Origin of the sequence: Trebonia sp., from assembly GCF_049794275.1 — a bacterium.
Classification (GTDB): Bacteria; Actinomycetota; Actinomycetes; order Streptosporangiales; family Streptosporangiaceae; genus Trebonia.
This window is the reverse complement of sequence record NZ_JBARCR010000264.1, coordinates 1-1,731: the sequence shown is the minus strand read 5'-3', so window position 1 is coordinate 1,731 and position 1,731 is coordinate 1. Positions and strand designations below refer to the sequence as shown.

The window sequence follows — 1,731 nt, the reverse complement described above, 5'->3', positions numbered from 1 at the left end:
GATCCCCTCCGTGCTTTCGCCGATGCTGCGGCCGGCGCCGATGCTCGTGACCCGCGTGGCGCCGGGGACGCGGGCGAGCTGTGCCGGGGCGTGGCCGATGACGATGACCAGCGAGCCGGGCGACTGGAGCGCCGCCGGGCCGATCGTGCCGATCTGGTGGCCGGGATACCGGTCGCCGAGTTGCCCGGCGGGCACGGAGCGGAGAAGCGCGGCCAGCGCGGGCGAGGCGTAGTACTGGCCGGGGCCGGGCAGCGCCGGGATGCCGGGCGGCACGGGGGAGTGCGGGCCGAGCGCCGCCACGTCGACCCGGTCGATCCCCTGGCCGCCGTACTGGTCCTGGGAGCGGAGCCACCACTCGGGATAGGCGCCGGGCGCGGCGGGTGCCGAGTGTCGTGGGCTGGCGGTGTTGTCGAGCCAGCCTCTGCGCAGGCTCTGCGCGTTGAGGGCGTTGCTCGCGGCGAGCGCGGCGAGCAGGAGGCCGACGCCGACCGCGACCGCCACGGCGGTAATCACGAGCCGGGTGACGGCCTCCCGGCCGCCGCTGACGGTCAGCCGGAACGCGAGCCGGATCATCGGTTCTCCCTGAGGGCGAGCCCGACGGGTGCCGCGGGGGCTGAAGGCGTGGTGGTGACTGTGCCGTCGTGGACGATGATCTCGCGGTCGGCGTACGCGGCCACGCGCGGGTCGTGGGTTACGAGCACGACGGTGGTGCCCTGGTCCCGGGCGGCGGCCGTCAGCAGGTGCATCACCCGCTCGCCGGCGAGGGAGTCCAGCGAGCCGGTGGGCTCGTCGGCGAAGAGGATCTCGGGCCCGGCGACCAGGCCGCGGGCGAGCGCCACCCGCTGGGCCTGCCCGCCGGACATCTCCGCGGACCGGTGCCCCTCAAGGCCGTCGATGCCGAGCCGGCCGAACCACTCGCGGGCACGCCGCAGCGCCTCGCGCCGGCGGGCGCCGGCCAGCAGCAGCGGGAGCGCGACGTTCTCCTCGGCGGTCAGCTCGGGGACGAGCTGGCCGAACTGGAACACGAACCCGAACTTGTCCCGGCGCAGCGCGCTGCGCCGGTTCTCCGGCATGATGTCGATCCTCGTACCGTCGAAGACGACCTGGCCGGAGTCGGGGACGAGGATCCCGGCGAGGCAGTACAGCAGCGTGGACTTGCCGGACCCGCTCGGTCCCATGATCGCGAGGATCTCTCCGCGGCCGACGGTCGCGCTGGCACCGCGCAGCGCCGGGGTCGCGCCGAACGACTTGACCACGTACCGCGCCTCAAGCACGCTGTCTCTGGTCATTTCCGTACCTCTCTCGCGAGCGCGTCGAGCCGGGCGGCGGTCATGTCGATCCACCGCAGGTCGGCTTCCAGGTGGAACAGGCCGTAGTTGGCCAGGTAGGTGTCGAGCGTGCCGCCCTCGTGCTTGAGCGCGTCAGACGCTCGTGGGTGGTGTCCAGCCGGGCAGCCTGGCTGGGGCTGGCGATGCGGGTGCCGAACTCTTGTGCCATCCGGCTGACGCAGCCGCGGGTACCGAACCGGCGCACGGCGCGACTGATCGCCGCGGCCACGCTTTCGGCGGTCGGAGCGGCCGATCGTTGCAGCGCGGACGCGAACAGTGCCTCGCACCATGCGTCGTCCACGTTCAACCAGGGCCTCGCAGTCCTCCCCGCCGTTGATTGTGCTTGCCGGGGCGGGGACCGGCTCGCCGGGAGCGGGGGCACCGCGGCGGGCGAAGCGGACGG

The 1,731-nt window shown here is 73.8% G+C and carries 1 protein-coding gene and 2 pseudogenes; all 3 read right to left on the bottom strand.

The window, feature by feature from the left end; all coding sequences use genetic code 11:
• Nucleotides 1-573, bottom strand: a pseudogene (locus WA805_RS07575) (hypothetical protein); the annotation flags it as partial.
• On the bottom strand, nucleotides 570-1,289 hold the full coding sequence (locus WA805_RS07570; RefSeq protein ID WP_422290558.1) for an ABC transporter ATP-binding protein: 720 nt from the start codon (nucleotides 1,287-1,289) through the stop codon (nucleotides 570-572). The pseudogene WA805_RS07575 and the gene WA805_RS07570, both read right to left, overlap by 4 nt.
• Nucleotides 1,286-1,731 (bottom strand): annotated as a pseudogene (locus WA805_RS07565) (hypothetical protein); the annotation flags it as partial. The pseudogene WA805_RS07565 and the gene WA805_RS07570, both read right to left, overlap by 4 nt.